Origin of the sequence: Candidatus Aegiribacteria sp. (genome assembly GCA_021108005.1) — a bacterium.
Lineage (GTDB): Bacteria > Fermentibacterota > Fermentibacteria > Fermentibacterales > JCC-6 > Aegiribacteria.
Genome location: JAIORS010000154.1, coordinates 1 through 16,602 on the forward strand (window position 1 = coordinate 1; position 16,602 = coordinate 16,602).

The window sequence follows — 16,602 nt, forward strand, 5'->3', positions numbered from 1 at the left end:
TGACCCGGAAGTCCGCGTGATGTGTGGGGCGACCGACAGAACCGGAGCGGAGCGGTTGGCGGAGCTTATGAGCATAGCATAAGCTGGGCCAAACGCGGAGCGGAGGTGGAGAGCAGCGCACCACTCTCGGCAGAACCTCAGCGGTGCACTGCGGTCGTGGTTCACGACGAAATCTCACCGGAATTCACTTGAGGAATCCTGACACTTTATACGAGCAGTGCTTTCTCTTTCTATCAGCGGGATTTTCTGTCTTTTCTGAAGTAGTCATTTATCTGAATTGCTCTGCTTCTGCCTATTCCGGGGATCTCCATTATTTCGTCAACTGTTGCGGCGGCTATTCTGTCGGCGCTTCCGAAGTGTGTAAGCAATCTGATTCGTGTCGCGGAGCCTATTCCGGGAATATCGTCAAGCACGGATCTGAGGCTTCCTTTTGACCTTTTCTGCTGATGGTAATGAAGCACGAACCTGTGAGCTTCATCCCTGATGCTTCTAATAAAAGTAAGTGGAGTGGAATCCATAGGCAGCCTTATTTCCCTTTCCGTTATGCCCTCAAGAAGCAGTTCCTCCCTTTTTGCTATTGAGATGAAGCGGATTTGTTTTGACCACTCCTTTCCCGCTGCGCCTACAGCCGCTCTCAGCTGGGTTATTCCGCCATCTATGAGGAACATATCAGGATGCTCATTCTCCTCCAGTGATGAAAGGTACCTTTCTACCGCTGAGGCTATCATTGCCGGGTCGTTTCTGCTGATTTCATCCGGCATTGAGAAACGTCTGTACCCCGATTTATCAGGATACCCGTCTTTGAAGCTTACAATCGCAGCTACCGGCCATGATCCCTGAATCGTGGAGGCGTCAAGACATACTATCCATCCAGGTGGTTCTTTCAGACTGAGAATATCGGCAAGGCTCTCGAGGGCTGCTTCTACCTTTTCTTTTCCGCTTGAAGGATGCTTCCAGCTCAATTTGATAAGGAACTCATCAAGGTTCTTCTGAGCAAGTTCAAGCACCTCCCTGTTACCGCCCCTTTTTGGTACGATCATTCCCACGGAACCGCCACGTTTACCGGAGAGCCATTCTATAAGAGAATCTTCGTCATCCGTTTCTTCCTGTACTATGATTTCGCCCGGTATATCGTCTGTCTGTGAATAGTACGATTTCAGGAGTATGGCAAGTCTTTCGGACAGCGGGGCGAGTTTCCATCTTCCATCGAACGGCATTCTAACGACGCATGTGAACCTTCCTCCCCTTATCCGCATAATGACACCCCAGTTCTCCTTTACCGCCGCTACGTCCCTGCTGACCCTGTCACGAACGCTGTCTGGTGCCGGCCAGCCGAAACTGCCCAGCCGGGAGATCAGATCGCGCAGCCTTCCTGCTTCTTCGTAATCCATGCTCTCCGACGCGTCTTTCATCAACTGATCCAGACGGCTTCTCGCCCTGTCCCAGTCGCCCTTTAGAATTCCAAGTAATTCATTTACGTTTTTCCGGTATTCCTCCGGGCTTATTCCTCCGATGCAGGGGGCCTGGCAGCGTCCCATCTGTCCCATAAGGCATGATCTTGTTGCTGCTGGAGGTTCCGTTCCGCTGCATCTTCTCAGTGGACAGGTATCGAGAAGAAATTCCACAAGTTTCCTGAGATTCCTTGAATCGGGATAGGGGCCGAACCTTGGACGTTCTTTAGGGTTGCTCCGCTCCCTGGTTATCTGGAGCCTGGGAAAGGTTTCATCCGTGGTTATCTCAAGGTAGGGGTATCTTCCCGAAGATCTGAGGCGGACGTTAAGAGGTGGTTTTCTGATTCTTATGAGCTCGGCTTCGAGTATCAGAGCCTCAACTTCGGTTCTTGTAATCGTCCATTCAACCGAGACTGATTTCTCAAGGAGAAGCTCATGGCGGGCGTCTCCTGGATTCGAAAGGTGCCCTTTCAGTCTGTTTCTGAGATTCTTGGCTTTACCGATATATAGTACGTTGCCATCTTTAGTCAGGAAACTGTAGACACCTGGAAGAACCGGCGCCCGGCTTATCGAATCCTTAAGACTTCCTGATACGGCCACGTCTGAATGCCAATGAGAATACCGATCTGGCGCCTTTTCCCCCGGCAAGGGCGAATACAGTGAGGAACAGTGCAATAGCCGCAATCGAGACACCGAGGATGGCAAGAATGCCTCGGAAAGTTGAAGTCGATGAAGTGGCTATTACCCAGGGTGAAGTCACAAGAAGCAGCACGAAAGAGGCGATACCGGCAGGTATCATGGAGAGCCATGCGGTAGCGGACGACTGTACAACAGCTCCAATTTTACTTTTCAGGGCAATTCTGAGAAGGAAGAAATTCACAATTGCGGAAATGCTGGTCGCCAGAGCAAGGCCGGCAAGGGGTTCTGCAAAACCGGTTCTGATGAAAAATAGTGTAAATACGATGTTGAGTATTATGTTAAGCCCCATGCAACTGATCGCTATCTTCACCGGAGTTTTAGTATCCTTCATCGCATAGAATACCGGGACGGTGATCTTCACGGCTCCGTAGAACAGTAATCCTGCCGAGTAGTAGATGAGGGCTGAACTTGTAAGTAATGTTGATTCCGCTGTGAAAGCTCCCCTTGCCAGTAGAACATGGACTACAGGCCTGGCAAGGAAGATCATGCACAGGGAAGCGGGTATCATGAGAGCGGCAAGAGCAAGCGTGGCCTTGCCAAGGGTTTTCCCCGCGTCATCGAGTTTCCCCCCGGCTGCCTGCCTGCTGAGGGTTGGAAGTAGAGCCGTGGCAAGAGAAATGGCGAAAACTCCCTGGGGGAACTGCATTATCCTGTTACCGTAGGCAAGAGCAGCCACACTTCCGGGGGCCAGCATTGATGCTATCATCTTGTCCACGATTACGTTGACCTCTGCCGCAAGCAGTCCGACAAGAGCAGGAAAGGCAAGCATGCCGATCTTTCGTACCTTTGCGTTTTTCCAGTTGAAATCCAGTTTAAAGCGGAAACCTTTTTTTCTGAGAGCTGGAATCTGGATGAGAAGCTGCAGAAATCCTCCGAAGAGCACTCCTATGGAGTATCCCCATACTGGCTGCTGCGGGAATAACCACCGTGACAGAAGAAGAATACCCGCCAGTGCCGAGATGTTGAAAAGGATGGGCGCAGTTGCGGGGGCCATGAAATGCCTGTGTGCATGTAGTATTCCACCAATCACGGCTGCGCATCCAACAAACAGTATGTAAGGAAACAGGAGTCTGAGAAGGCCGGTGGCGAGTTCCGTTTTTCCAGGGATTTCTGAAAATCCGGGGGCGAATATCCTGATTATCAGCGGAGAAGCTACCATTCCAATGATGACTATGACAAGAAGGATGGCACCAGCAAGTGATAGTATCCTGCTTCCAAGAAGGAAAGCTTCTTTCTTACTGTCCTTTCCGAGTGTTTCTACGTACGTGGGAACGAATGCGGCGCTGGTTGTGGATTCACCGAAAAGCCTTCTGAGAGTATTTGGGATAATGAAACCAAGGGTAAATGCGTCCGCTGCCATTCCGGTTCCAAGTATGGCGGCCTGAGCGATGTCTCTGAGCAGACCGAGTATCCGGCTTGTTACGGTAAGGCCTCCCATGAGACCTGTAGCCCTTGCGATACGGGAAGCCTCCTGGCGCGGCGTTCCGAGATCATCGAGACTGTCAGCGTTCTCAATTCCTTGTTCAGGATTCATTGAAACATGTTCCTTGGTTCGGTTCAATGGTTTTCCGCATGCTCAAGTATTGGCATCAGCTCGTCACGAAGCAACGGGTTCAATAATATAGCTCTTCGCGCTGCTTCAATGGAGTTACCGTGTCTATCGTTGGCCCATAGGGATATTGCGTAGTTTTTCCAGAGTGTTGGAGAATTCGGGGCAATCTCAAGAGCTTTCTCGAATTCATTAAGCCCCCTTTCAGTATATCCTGAGAGTGAAAAAAGCACTGCCTTGACATTATGAAAGTCCGCCCCGTAGTACCCCCTTTCTTCAGCATCCTTTAGATATTCAGCCGATTCAGTCAGTTCACCGGAGTCTAGAAAGTGTTCGGCGGACAGCATTGACGTCAGTCCGGATCTCTCCTTCCCGGGGTAAGTTACGAACAATGAGATGATAATGATTCCAGCTGCTGGAGCCAGTGCTGTCCTGAGTATTTTCCAGTCGGGAGTGATCGAAGCTGCAAGGAACCAGAATGCGGGCAGAATTGCTGTTCTGAATCTTGCTGAAGGAAAGAAAATGAATGCTGAAGCGATACCGCTGCAGATAATCGCAACAGCGATAAGCTGCCAGAAGTTCTTCTTTCTTCCGAAACCTGCGGTCAGCCCAACTGACATGGCAAGAAGTGTAAGAGGCAGCAGTATGAAAAGCCATGTTTTTTGAAGCATCCAACCTGTTTCGAAGTTCCTGCCAGGCCCCGGAAGGGTAAAGAACGCGAGTACTTTGCTTCCCCCCATTTTCAACCATTCAACAGGTGTTTGAGTAATTGAGTTGAACGCTCTGTCAAGAAAGACCGAATCCCCTCCCGATTGGCTGTCTCCCGTTGAGACAAGCTGCTCGAATTCAGTGCCGGGGGGCGTGGTAACAAGCTCCCAGCTGGTTCCAAACCATAGGTTCTCGCCTCCGTTTGAAGCTATGACCGGCCCTGCGCCTGCCAAAAGGTTAAGAACTATCACCGGAACTACTGCAATAGCTGTAAAGCCGGTGAATATCATCCATTTCCTGAAATGACTCCTGTATGTAAAGGCAAGCAGGAATATCGGAACAAGAACAAGTTCCGCCCTGAACAGGATGGCGATTCCTGCGAGGAACCCGGCAAGGGCTGTTTTTTTTCTGTTCGCAAGCAGTAGTGTAAATGAGACAAGTGCCGCCGCGGGAATTGCAGGCATGATCTGAATGCCGTACAGTACCATGAATGGAGAAAGGGCAAGCCCCGCAGTGCATACATATAGCCAGATTCCACCTTTTTTTCTGAAAGTAAGGTATAGAGCCAGCGCGGGAAGCATCGAAAGGATCGTTATTGCTATTCTTGAGGCCGCTGTGTTGTGCGAAACGTTCATGAGCATGGCAGCTATGAACATGGCGGGAGGTCTTGAGAAACCCTCAACACCGGGGACAAACGGACTCCTTGAATAGGTTACCTCGTCAACGTAAAGCCCTTTCAGGGGCAGCAGGCGGTTTACCGAAGAGAATGTCCAGATCCGAAGGCAGATTGACGCAAGCACAATCGCTGTCAGTACAGCCGTTTTTGAAATCCTCATTCGGTAACCTTGAAAATAATCGGCAATGGGTTGTTTATCCCCGATGTGTCAGTAAGAATTACCGTATCGTTAAGGATCTCCATGATGAGAGGGAACGAAGAATGGACATCCATAGTTCTCAACAGGGCCCATGTTCTGATAGTTTCATCAGTTACGTTCTCCGGTTTCGACCAGTCGAAGAGGGGAAGGTATTCAGCAGCAAGAGAAGCGTCTATGGGTATCCACAATTTTCCGTAAACGGATAGGGTCATATTCGCACCGAGGTCGAAAGGATCTGATACTGTAAGAGAATCTGGAATGATGGTCCTTCCACTCAGCCATGACCATTCGGACAGCGTTAACAGCATTTCTTCGCTGGAAAGCCCTGCAAGCATTCTTCGGAGCATTATGTCGTACCAGCCGCTGCATTCCATCTTAAGGCTGAATGTTCCATCAGCGCAGTCTATATGCCATTCTTCACTGCTTCTATTCTCGCGGGGTTCATTGGGAGGCATGGTTCTGAGATTTCCATTCTCGATGATATACAGTGTATCAGGGCGGTAGATAAAAGATGCTGAGGTAAGGAATGCTGAAGGTTCCATGAACCATTCTTCGCCGTAGTCTGATTCGAGTTTTACAAGGAACCTGTTCCATCCTGCTGGGACCGGGATTCCATAATCAATGCCGCTGGCTGGAATGATATCTGCTTCAATGCCCAGTTCCCTGCACATTGCGGCAAAGACCAATGCCATTTCAAGTGCCGTTCCCCTTCTCTGGTCAAGTATCTCCTGAAGATCCTGAACAGCGCTCACATCCCTCCCCTGTACAGCAGAACAAGGATTGAAACTGTTGCACAGCAGGCTTCTTGCCCGTTCGGTCTGAGCGTGCTGATCGGCCCCGGCAGATGTTGCCTGTAGCGCAGCTTCCCTTAGATCGGGCGGATACGGCGAGTCGAGAGTAACGATGGCCTCCCTCATTACGAAAATCGAAAGCTCACCGTAAGTGCTGAAGGGCGATATAACAAGAATTCCGGAAGAATCGGTAGCGGTGAATTCAATTGTTTCACCTCTCCTGGATATCTCGTATCCTCTGCCCTGCCAGTTCAGCTTTTCAACCATGTCTCCACTTACTGAAAAGTGGCAGGTGTCGGGGCTGATGCCTTTAACGGATGGTGATAGAACTGCCCATGCGCCATTTTCCCAGTTTCCACTCCAGTCTGTTACAGCAATTCTGTAATCAATTGTCATGCCTTCACGGAGAGCGGGAAATGCCGTGACGAGTGCAAGCTGCCAGCCATCATTGCAGCTAAGAGTATCTACAGCCCACTCCGGAATCGGACCGGTTTCACCTTCAGAAACGCCGAAAACGGCCCTTTCAAGTAAGACGGACTGGGTTTCGGGATTGAATCCGCGGGTAATCCTGCTGAGCAGGCGGTCGCTTCCCTGAATGCCCCTGATATCGATAACTCTTCGCAGAGTGTCCTCCTGCAGTGAAATAGATACCGAATAGTATGATACCTCTGATGGAGCCGAGACGACAGGCGTTGCAGCGATAAAGCAGATAATGGCAAGGAGTATCTTTATCATCTGAATATTACCGTTCTGAAGGAAGCTGAAAGATCGGCCAGAAGCCCCTGCCTGATTTTCGCAAGTTGGTTGGTGTCAGGTTCCGCGGGTTGAAGTGAAAGGTATTCATCCATTATCAGTATTCCGTTGTCAACGCTGAATACAAGTACGGTTGGGGGAGTTCCGGAATTCCAGCTGGAAGATTACCGATAATCATCCTCAGGTGCCCTGTGTATGGAGTTTCAATACATATGTCTTTTCTGAAATGCGGCAATATGTAAGCTGCCGATCTTGAACTTACCACATCGAGCGTCGAAAGACCCGGGATTATCAGACAGACAGCCTCGCCGGTGTTCACTATTCCGCAATCCCATCTCCCGCTTCCATTGATGTTAAAGGGTGTGTTTGTGGTTGAAGGATTCCCCTCAAGGGTCAGTTCTGCACCGGGAAGAAGACCAAGCAATCTTTCAATGAGCAGTATCCTGTTCGAAGGATCCACACCAGCCAACATTGACCTGAAAAGTTCTTCCGCGGCTCCGGAAAAGCGTACTGAGATATTGCCTGAGATAATGGATGAATCTTCATTGACAGAACCTTCGATGAAAATCGAGAGAGTATCACCAGAGGAATCATCAGGGAAGTATCGCAGTAGCGATCCGGAAGGTGTCAGCGGCAGGTATCCCGTGCCTCTGAGGGTATAGGTGTATCCCTGTGGAGAGAAATAGTTCGTTGGATCAAGAAATACCGTTTCACCGAAGGAGTCTTCAAGTGCAACAAACATATGATCGAAGCTCCGAGAGCCTGGATAAGCCCTCAGTATGCCGGAGGACGATGTAAGTATCGCGCTGGGATTGTATCCTGCTCTTCGCAGAAGCCAGAGAAGAAGAACCGTTCTATCTCTGCATACACCTGAGCGTTCTTCCAGTGTTTCAACAGGATTTCGCGGGGAATAGCCCGGATCATCTCCCCAGTCGCCACTGAGGTATTCGATTTGCTCTGAAACCCAGCCGCAGAGATCTTCCGGTCTGTTTCCAGCGGTTGCAATGATTGAATCTGCCAGAACTGAGTAATCAACCATGCAGTTTCCGTCCAGAACAGGAAAAAGCCCACTGCTTACTTCTTCGGGAAGGTGGCTTGCCACGTTGACAAAGGGGCTTAAAGCGGCAGCATCGCGGGAGAAAGGCAAATTCGGAACCGGATCACATGGACCGGATTCCCATACCATGCATTCCGTTCGGTCATCAAGGGAATATGCCTGTTCTTCGAAATTCCCTTCGGACATTATGTATATTTCGCGAGAGGAAGGCCATAATACCTTGAAAGTACCGTGGTGAATACTGTCCCTTGAGGCTGCATGGAAGGTGTAAGAGTAGAAGTCAGCCATTGGAAGGTGTTCGATATTCCGGATGATTTCAACCTTCAGTGTATCACCAATCTCGATGCCCGGAAACGCAATTGAAACTTCCCTTAGAGAACTCTCCAGTCTTCCGCCTGATAGAAGCGAGCTGTGCGGGTCTTCCCTTATTATTGCGCTTTCATCCCTCCTTCCAGACCGCCAGTGGCTGATGGAAGCGGTGACTTCAAGTGATTCCCATGTATTCCGATAGGAGGCGGATATTTCACTGTAACGCCGTACACCTCTAGCGTTTAGGGGAATTACAACTTCGTTTGTGATTTCAATGTAACCCGAGTCGGGAGAGGAACAGTCAATCGTTACATGATGTTCAAGGTAGACTGCATCGGGCGCTGAAATGATCAGGAGAAGAAAAAGGGTCAATATCAGATTCCCCCGTCTGTCAGCTCCAGATCGGGTGGGATAGCGCTGGAAGTCCTGTTGGAATCCAGAAGGGTAAGGCTGACCATTGTTTTACTGAGAGCGTCAACATCCGAATCCAAAGGATCAACAACAGGTAGAGAACGGTATCTGTCGTAGGCGAACACCCTTCCAGGTTCAATATGCCTGAAGGATATATCGGCTGCGAAACGGGCCATCTTCGTCCATTTCATACCTGCTATTTCATCGTACTCAACCTCCGGTACGTTGATATTCAGAACTGTTCCTTCCGGTATTTTTTCAGCAATTCCTTGTTTCATAAGTGATTTTAGAACGGAAGATGCTGTTCTGAAGAAGGGATTCGGGTTGTTTGAGGTTACCCGAACACTGATGGCAATGGAAGGAATATCCCATAGCGCGGCTTCTGTAGCGGCAGCAACTGTTCCGGAGTAGAAGATGTTATTCGCAAGATTCGCGCCGGGATTGATTCCTGAAATAAGAAGATCCGGCGGATCGTCCTTCATTACTTCCATCAGAGAAATCTTAACGCAGTCGGTAGGAGTTCCTTCAAGAGCCCATTTACGAAAACCTTCCTCTCTCAGTTCCATTGAGGAGTAAAGACCCAGTGCATGGCTTGTGCCACTGCAGTGGTGAAGTGGAGCCACGACCCAGATCTCGTGATCATCCTTCAGCAGATTTTCAAGCTCAAGTAGACCGGGTTGATCGTAACCGTCGTCGTTCGTAAGAAGTATTCTCATTCCGTTACAGAGACTTCTGAAGGGTGAAGCGGTGTACAGTGCCCAGTGAGTAATCGGTAGGAACGTAAGCGTAGTCAAGCGTCCAGCTTCCGGCGGAGAGACCGATGCCCGATGTAAAGTCTCTTGAATCGTCGAGGAATCTCATTCCGAAGCGCAATTTCAACCATCTCTGCGGAGTGTATTCAATTCCGCTGCCGGCTGAGAGCGTGTTATCCAGAGGTTTTGATATTTCCGATGTTACAGCCGCATGACCGAATGGCAAACGAAAACAGTACCTGCCGCCAAGTCTCCAGGTGGCGGGAAGACGGAAATCCTGTTCAACCATTGTGATGGAAGGCCCTATATGCTGCAGTACGGCGGCCAGATCAAGACCATTTGCAGGATGTATGACGACACCTGCGTCAAAAGCAATTCCTGTGGCGCTTTCCATCCATATCTTTTCACGGAGGAGTTTCATGCCGATACCGAGGTCGAACATTCCCAGTCTGACAGCGGCAGCCGCATGAAAAGAAATATCCCATGAGGAAAATGTTGTGATTGGTTCGGAGGAGGCTTCCTCCCGCATTTCAAGGTTTCCAACGTATACGAATCGGGTTCCAAGAGAACAATATACGCGATCAAGGTTGAAATTCCATGAAAGAAAGCTCTGTGTCGCGTCCCCAAGCCACTGGTTATGACCGGCAGTTATACAACCAGTGTCCATTGACGCAAGCATGGCAGGATTCGTAAAACCAGCAAGGCTTCCGCTGTTAAGGAGGCCTGTTCCGCCGAGAGCTGCCGCCCTTGCGCCGGGGTCTATTTTTAGGAAGCTGAAAGCTCCCGCACCGGCGTCGCGGTAGACATCATCGGATGAAAAGGCCGGGAACACCAGAAAAAACACAACTGCAGCAAATAATATTGATTTCATTTATCACCATTCTGAATTAGCCGTTCAGTGTATTATTGTTATCTAGCTTCTACCGCGCAAATTGACAATAGTTCCAGTTTCGAAGAGGAAAATATAGGAACCGGAGGCACACTTGAAGGCTGCACATTTCTCTACCGGTAAACATGAAGGGGCCTGGAACATGGCATTCGACAGGTTGCTTATGGAGCTTGTCAGGGAAAACAGGTGGGATTTTGTTCTAAGAACCTACGGATGGGATCCTGCATGCGTTTCGATCGGCAAGCTTCAGTCAGTCCGTCGCGAGATTGATTCGGAGAAGCTTTTTGGCGACGGTTTCGGATTGGTGCGAAGACCAACAGGTGGCAGAGCGGTATGGCATGAAACGGAATTGACCTACAGTATAGTTGCCAGATTGGATCATCCGATGGTGTCAGGTTCCATAAGCGAAGCACTTAAGAAAACAGCCGCGCCTATGGTAAATGCCATGAATTCCCTTGGAATAGAAGTCGCTGTAAGTCCCCTTGAAGAGCACCGGGCGGGCGGCCCGAGAACCGCAAGTAATCCATGCTTTACTTCACATGGTAAATGGGAAGTCGGAACCACTGACGGAAGGAAACTGGTTGGCAGCGCACAGGCTCGAAGCCGTGGAGTATTCCTTGAGCATGGTTCCATCCTTTTTGAAAATGACCAGCTGAAGATGCTGAAGTATCTTCCTAAGGATACTCCGCAGCGGTTGAAAGAGATCATCAGGCATCACCTTACAAACGGTATAGCCTGTATACACGAGTTCAAACCAAACCTCGAAACTGCTGATATGGAAAACGCCCTTCACGATTCATTCAAAGCGATACTGCCGGTAGATCTCGAATATCTGTTCTGCGAACAGTTCGAGGAAAAACGTTTGAGCGAACTTGAATGCGAGTGCGTAAATGACTTATAAAAAGAAACCCTCATGGCTCAAAATGCCATCGCGAGGATCGGAAGAGGCAGCTGAAGTAAGATCGATCCTTAGAAAATACAATCTTAATACCGTTTGCAGACAGGCGAAGTGCCCGAATCTGGGGCATTGCTTTCAGCGTGGAACCGCGACTTTCCTGATTCTTGGTAATCTTTGTACCAGATCGTGCCGGTACTGTGCGATTGAGCATAACGAAGGCATTCTTGATCCGCCCGATGCCGGTGAGCCAGACAGGATTGCCGAGGCTTCAGCGGAAATGAACCTCAGGTACGTTGTAATTACATCGGTGACAAGGGACGATCTGCAGGATGGCGGAGCAGACCATTTCGGGAAAACCGTTGAAGCTGTAAGAAAAAAAATCCCTGGAGTGCGGATAGAGGTTCTCACCCCGGATTTTCTGGGAAGCGAAGATGCTCTCAGGACAATTGCGAATTCAAAACCGGATGTGTTCAATCACAACCTGGAAACCGTTGAGCGCCTGTTTCCCGATGTAAGGCCCGAAGCATCCTACGGAATGTCACTTGACTTGATTGAACTCTACGGCAGGCTTTCTCCGGATACCCCCCGCAAAAGCGGACTGATGCTGGGATTGGGAGAAAAGGAGAGGGAAATCAGGATTGCCCTTCAGGATCTCAGGAAAAGAGGTGTTACGATGCTTACTCTCGGGCAGTACCTGCAGCCTTCGCGGATGCACTGGCCCGTTGACAGTTACCTGACGCCGGATGAATTCAGCTCATGGAAAGATGAAGCTCTGAGAATGGGTTTTGTTTCGGTTGCGTCCGGACCACTTGTGAGAAGTTCTTTCCATGCTGATGAAAGCTTTCCCGCATCGGGTGCCGGGCCTGATATCTAAACATTTTTATTGTTACAAAAGTAACTAATGTTTAGATATCAGGCCCGGCACCTGACATCATGTTATCGATATATCTATTTGATTGCATTGATGTTAAGCTTTTTGTTAATCTAATTTCTTGTAGATATATCAGTTTAAATGTTTAGATGTTAGGCCCGGCACCTTATTCGAGTTTGTAGCTTCTTATTGAATGCACCGATTCACGGTCGAAGGTTAGAAGGCCGATTTCTTTTATCCATCCCTTTATTGGAAGATCGATTATATCCATGCAGGTATTAATCGCTTCCTGTACTTTTTCCGGCGGAAGCCCAAGGGTAAGTGAGCAGTGAGGTACCCAGGAGCCCGGTCTGTAGAGCCACTCAGAGAACTCCTTCATTTCGTTAAATATCCTGTACAGCTGATCGTGTACGATTATGAGTGACGGCGTGAAAACCGGACCGAGAAACACCGTTCCGCTTTCAGCCCCGAAAGTTGCTATAGAGGAGAAGGTGACCGGAAATGATCGGTGGGTTCTGGCAAAATCCTCAAGGTCATCGAGTATGAAGTCAGGTTCGAGTTCTTCCCATATCGCCAGTGTCAGATGCGGCTTCCCGCCGGACCGAAGAAGAGGTGATGAGAATCCTCTGGTTCGCAGGATGCTCCATGTCCTTCTAACGGCGCTTTCGGTTTCTTTGTCAAGGAAAAGACATACGTCACATGCCATTGTATTTCACTACCCTCAATTTTTCGATAATTGCCCTGCCGGTCATTCACTGAATATGTTTGCCTTCATGGGAAACAATGCTTTAACTGAATATACGCACGGAGTGGTCCTTGCGCCGATGGCCGGTTCCACCGATTCGGCGTTCAGGCGGATATGCCGCCGCATGGGGGCTACAGCGGTAGTGACTGAAATGGTCGCGGCCGCGGGATTATCAAGAAAATCGGTTAAATCACACAAGCTCCTTAATTTTCACGAAGAAGAAAAACCAATAGGGGTACAGCTTTTCGGGAGCAGACCCGGAGATTTTGAGGAGGCAAGCGAGATCGTCTCGGGGCTGGGTTTTGATTTTATAGATATCAATGCCGGCTGTCCGATGAAAAAAGTAGTCAGAAATGGTTCGGGTTCAGCACTTCTAAGAGATATTCCAACTCTGACCGCCATTGTAAGGGCTGTTTCATCGCGCACATCACTGCCTGTAACTGTGAAGATCCGCACCGGCTGGTCACCGGCGGAACCCGTTCCGGACAGTCTGCCTCGCATAATTGCTGATGATGGTGCTGCCGCTATTGCTGTTCATGGCAGGTACAGAACGGATATGTTCTCAGGAGAGGTAAGAAAATCGGAGATCGAGAGGATTGTCCGTAACTCGCCTGTTCCGGTTATCGCCAACGGTGATTCAGGAAATGTCTCCGATGCTCTTGACCTCAAAAATTCAACCGGGGCAGCGGGGTTGATGATTGGCAGAGGAGCTCTGGGCAATCCCTGGATATTCAGGGGACTTACAGGGAGTCCTGAAGATGCCTCTCCCCTTCAAGGGGAGGTCGTATCCGTAATACTGCAGCAGTACGAGATGATGAGCGAGTACATTCCGGAGTATCACCTTTACCATATTCTGAGGGGGCAGCTTCTGCACTACATTAAAGGTTTCAGAGGTGCTTCTGAACTTCGCAGAAAAGCGGTAGGGGTGGATTCCAGGGATGATTTGTCAGATATTCTGCATGAACTTGGGGAACTGCTTAACATTGAAAGGCAGAAGCGAAATGATCAAAGCAGCTGAAGTTCTTATTGTACTACATGTAATTCTGGCTTTATCCTGTGGAGTTTCAGAATCCGTTATTCTTCCTGATAATACTCAATTCATGGCTGATGAGCGCTGCACATATACATGGCAGGATAACGACGGATGGGCTTTCATGGCTTGGGCGATAGATATTGAAGGTGGAGCCGAGATACTTGCGATACAGTCAGGTTATGCTCCTTCAGAGAGACCGGAGACTGGAGAGGAAATAACATTGCCCATTCCGGAAGAGCTTTCCGAAGCCCTTGAGAACCGCCTTGAATCCGCACGAATGGTAAGGGAAGCAACCGTTGTAATTGAAACGGGAGATACGGCGCTGGTCAGGAATCTTCTTGAGGAGGCAATTGAAGAGGATCCTTCATGGTCTATTCCTGCTTATAACCTGTCTCTTATCCTACTAAGACAGGAAGGTCCCGGAGCTGTTCTTGAGCTGCTTCAGCCCATTGCCTATAAGTACGATGCGGCACTGATCCAATCGGAGATCTTCTGGAACAGCGGAGATTCTGATAAAGCGCTGAGACAGCTTGAGATATGCCTTATGGATGAATCTCCTCCCTTCGAAGTACTTGCGGCAGCTGCCCTGATTTACACAGTCACAGGTAATTTTTACCAGGCTTCTGGAATCTGGGGGGAGATACTTGCCAGTCCTGAAGCTGACTCATCAATCAGGCTCATGGCTGCAAAGTATGCTATTATTTACGAGCGGCGTAACAGATAATTAACCGTTATCTAAAAGACATCGATGAAAGCCATTTCGGTACCGTAGAAATACTGTGTTTCACCAATTGTGCTTACGATTTTCACATCCAGCATTGAATCATCGTTGTAATCGTTTATTTCAATGATATCAGGTATCCAGTTGATTCGGAATACACTTTCTCTTATAGCATATCCGGGCTCCTGCATCGATATTACGAGTTCTTTCATTTGATTGGAATCGAGTACAACTATCTTAACCAAGGTTCCGTCTATTTCCATTTCTTCGGTGAAAATAACTCTGTTTATCGCACAGGAAAAAACCTGAAAGCTTAGAAGAGATAAGATAATCGCGACGCAGAATATAGAGTTGCAATTCATAGTATTTCCAGAGTGTTTGAGTATTTCTGATTAAGATTATTTAGCAAACGGTATATAATGCTTCTTATCCGGATGTAGCAACCGCTATCAATCTTCCCGATTCCGAATCGTACGGTCCTCCTTCAAGGTTACCGTAAATCTCTACATTCGAAAACCCGGCTTCTTCAAGCATGCTTTTAAGCTCTGTTGCGCTGTATATCCAGTGTGAAAATTTCCACCTTCCGAGAATTCTCTCATTTTCAATCAGAAGCCAGTCATTTTCAATTCGATTCCAGCCATCAACGATTCTGTGTCTCTGGATAAGCAGCAGACCTTCATCCGTTTCCTCAACTGTTACCGGATGGAAAATGGAGGCAAGTGTTTCTTTGCCCATTATTTCTATTACGAGTACTCCATCCCGCCGCAGGGATTCGTTCAAATTCAGAAGGACTTTCATATTATCGGAATGTTTTTCGAAGTAACCAAACGATGTGAACATGTTCAGTGCAAGGTCGTAAACTCCTGGTCTACGGAATACCCGCATATCTTCATGTATCAGTTCGACATCGATTTCTTCAAGTAAAGCCCTGTTCCGGGCAATGTCCAGCAGAAAAGCAGTTGAGTCAACTCCTGTGACACTGAATCCCATTCTTGCAAGTGGAACGGAGAACCTTCCAGGACCGCAGCACAAATCGAGAATGTGCCCTTCGTTTATTCCAGACAGGTTAAGAACTGAAGGAATATCCTGCTCAGCCTTATCTATCCTGGTTTCGGGGAACATGAAAGGAAAGGTCAGTTCCCAGAAATCACTTTGTTCGAACCATTTCATTATTGCTCCTGAATTAAGGGATTGCATCTTCGGCAGAAATTACAGATACCTGTCCTTCTGGAGCCCGGGCTGCCCCAGGTATACCATGCATCGATTATCTCAACAGTAAGGAAAACAGGATCCAGTTCAATGTAACCGCAATGTCCGACCATCACCAAAGTGGAAGGGAGATCGGAATATTCACCACACAGCAGGGCTATTTCCTGATAGCCGGATTTATCCGGTGATATCACATAAAGATCAAGAGAAGCCACTGCAGGAAGACTGTCCATGGATGAGAGAATGAGTTCCGCCATCTGAAGATTGGATGTAGAATCATCTCCCGTTACAAGCAGGAGGCCAAACCTTGCAGGTGTTGCTGTATTATCAAGATCGATGAAACCCTCTACTGGTATAAACTGCTCCGGTATAAAAGCGGCTGATGCGAGAATAATAAATACAACTGTCATTCCATGAACCTTCCCACTGATACTATTCTGTTTGAGTAATATTCTTTTGAGAGTGACTCCCGTACAACTCCCCGGCTGGAAGAAGCATGGGCGAAGAAACCGTTGCCGATGTAGATCCCCACATGAGAAATGCCGGATCCGGATGTGTTGAAAAATATGAGGTCGCCGAACTTGAGAATCGAGGGATTAATGGTTTCTGCAGCGGCGGCCTGCTGGCTGGCGGTACGTGGAATTGTAATGTCTATGGAACTGTAGACTGCCTGCGTAAAAGCTGAGCAGTCAACACCTGAACGGTTCTCACCACCGTACAGGTAAGGTGTTCCCATCCATGAGTCTATTTCGTTCATCATCTTGTTATCGGTTGAGGTCCTGGGACTTCCCCCTGTGGAGGCAATTTCGGACCAGTCTCCGCCAGAACAATGTATGCCATCTCCCCTGTATACAGGAGTTGAACCGCAGGATGCAAACATC

16 protein-coding genes are annotated in these 16,602 nt (G+C 48.7%); 4 read left to right on the forward strand and 12 right to left on the reverse strand.

Annotation, left to right across the window (positions count from 1 at the left end; genetic code table 11):
- Window positions 1-233: 233 nt before the first annotated feature.
- From uvrC to K8S15_09235, 7 genes are all read right to left on the reverse strand, one after another.
- Window positions 234-2,051 (reverse strand): excinuclease ABC subunit UvrC, encoded by a 1,818-nt coding sequence (gene uvrC, locus K8S15_09205; protein MCD4776209.1) that lies wholly within the window; start codon window positions 2,049-2,051, stop codon window positions 234-236.
- A complete protein-coding gene (gene murJ, locus K8S15_09210) occupies window positions 2,029-3,684 on the reverse strand; it encodes a murein biosynthesis integral membrane protein MurJ (GenBank protein MCD4776210.1) in 1,656 nt (551 codons plus the stop codon). Before murJ ends, uvrC begins: the two co-directional genes overlap by 23 nt.
- 23 nt (window positions 3,685-3,707) lie before the next feature.
- Window positions 3,708-5,243, reverse strand: a complete 1,536-nt coding sequence (locus K8S15_09215; GenBank protein MCD4776211.1) for a hypothetical protein — start codon at window positions 5,241-5,243, stop codon at window positions 3,708-3,710.
- On the reverse strand, window positions 5,240-6,808 hold the full coding sequence (locus K8S15_09220) for a transglutaminase-like domain-containing protein (GenBank protein ID MCD4776212.1): 1,569 nt from the start codon (window positions 6,806-6,808) through the stop codon (window positions 5,240-5,242). The genes K8S15_09215 and K8S15_09220 overlap by 4 nt, the downstream gene beginning before the upstream one ends.
- Before the next feature lie 115 nt (window positions 6,809-6,923).
- Window positions 6,924-8,564 carry a DUF3857 and transglutaminase domain-containing protein gene (locus K8S15_09225; protein ID MCD4776213.1) on the reverse strand — a complete coding sequence of 547 codons (1,641 nt, stop codon included), beginning with the start codon at window positions 8,562-8,564 and terminating at the stop codon, window positions 6,924-6,926.
- Window positions 8,565-8,566: 2 nt separating this feature from the next.
- Complete coding sequence (surE, locus tag K8S15_09230; protein MCD4776214.1) at window positions 8,567-9,319, reverse strand: 5'/3'-nucleotidase SurE; 753 nt, start codon at window positions 9,317-9,319, stop codon at window positions 8,567-8,569.
- 4 nt (window positions 9,320-9,323) lie between these two features.
- Entirely contained in the window at window positions 9,324-10,226 is a 903-nt protein-coding gene (locus K8S15_09235; GenBank protein ID MCD4776215.1) for a PorV/PorQ family protein, read from the reverse strand.
- A gap of 112 nt (window positions 10,227-10,338) precedes the next feature.
- Between K8S15_09235 and K8S15_09240 the strand changes: the two genes are divergently transcribed.
- Together K8S15_09240 and lipA are read left to right on the forward strand one after the other, a co-directional pair.
- Window positions 10,339-11,145, forward strand: a complete 807-nt coding sequence (locus K8S15_09240) for a lipoate--protein ligase family protein (GenBank protein MCD4776216.1) — start codon at window positions 10,339-10,341, stop codon at window positions 11,143-11,145.
- Window positions 11,135-12,016, forward strand: a complete 882-nt coding sequence (gene lipA, locus K8S15_09245; GenBank protein ID MCD4776217.1) for a lipoyl synthase — start codon at window positions 11,135-11,137, stop codon at window positions 12,014-12,016. The genes K8S15_09240 and lipA overlap by 11 nt, the downstream gene beginning before the upstream one ends.
- Before the next feature lie 163 nt (window positions 12,017-12,179).
- Here lipA and K8S15_09250 read toward each other — a convergent pair whose 3' ends face one another.
- Entirely contained in the window at window positions 12,180-12,719 is a 540-nt protein-coding gene (locus tag K8S15_09250; GenBank protein ID MCD4776218.1) for a 2'-5' RNA ligase family protein, read from the reverse strand.
- A gap of 118 nt (window positions 12,720-12,837) precedes the next feature.
- Between K8S15_09250 and K8S15_09255 the strand changes: the two genes are divergently transcribed.
- The gene (locus K8S15_09255; GenBank protein MCD4776219.1) at window positions 12,838-13,776 is read left to right on the forward strand and encodes a tRNA-dihydrouridine synthase; all 939 of its coding nucleotides are present in this window, start codon (window positions 12,838-12,840) and stop codon (window positions 13,774-13,776) included.
- The gene (locus K8S15_09260; protein ID MCD4776220.1) at window positions 13,760-14,515 is read left to right on the forward strand and encodes a hypothetical protein; all 756 of its coding nucleotides are present in this window, start codon (window positions 13,760-13,762) and stop codon (window positions 14,513-14,515) included. The genes K8S15_09255 and K8S15_09260 overlap by 17 nt, the downstream gene beginning before the upstream one ends.
- 11 nt (window positions 14,516-14,526) lie before the next feature.
- Here K8S15_09260 and K8S15_09265 read toward each other — a convergent pair whose 3' ends face one another.
- The 4 genes from K8S15_09265 to K8S15_09280 all read right to left on the reverse strand — a co-directional run bounded on the left by K8S15_09265 (window position 14,527) and on the right by K8S15_09280 (window position 16,601).
- On the reverse strand, window positions 14,527-14,874 hold the full coding sequence (locus K8S15_09265; protein ID MCD4776221.1) for a hypothetical protein: 348 nt from the start codon (window positions 14,872-14,874) through the stop codon (window positions 14,527-14,529).
- A gap of 64 nt (window positions 14,875-14,938) precedes the next feature.
- On the reverse strand, window positions 14,939-15,682 hold the full coding sequence (locus K8S15_09270) for a class I SAM-dependent methyltransferase (protein MCD4776222.1): 744 nt from the start codon (window positions 15,680-15,682) through the stop codon (window positions 14,939-14,941).
- Complete coding sequence (locus K8S15_09275; protein MCD4776223.1) at window positions 15,682-16,131, reverse strand: hypothetical protein; 450 nt, start codon at window positions 16,129-16,131, stop codon at window positions 15,682-15,684. Before K8S15_09275 ends, K8S15_09270 begins: the two co-directional genes overlap by 1 nt.
- A complete protein-coding gene (locus K8S15_09280) occupies window positions 16,128-16,601 on the reverse strand; it encodes a C40 family peptidase (GenBank protein MCD4776224.1) in 474 nt (157 codons plus the stop codon). The genes K8S15_09275 and K8S15_09280 overlap by 4 nt, the downstream gene beginning before the upstream one ends.
- Between the last annotated feature and the right edge of the window lies 1 nt (window position 16,602).